We start from the raw sequence: 219 nt of genomic DNA, 5'->3' as shown, positions 1-219 counted from the left end.
TGGGTTCTCTCTACATTTCCCACTGATATACTGGCAATCGCGCTACGAACGGCTGACCGAAGGTTGGGTTCTCTCTACACTTCCCACTGATATACTGGTTCTCTGAGCATATCCATGACTTGTTGGGTTCTCTCTACACTTCCCACTGATATACTGGAGACTGATAAGCTCTCACCGAGGGGTGCGTTGGGTTCTCTCTACATTTCCCACTGATATACT

This window comes from Actinomyces sp. HMSC065F12 (assembly GCF_001814535.1).
Taxonomy (GTDB): Bacteria; Actinomycetota; Actinomycetes; order Actinomycetales; family Actinomycetaceae; genus Pauljensenia; species Pauljensenia radingae_A.
This window is presented reverse-complemented; position numbering follows the sequence as displayed.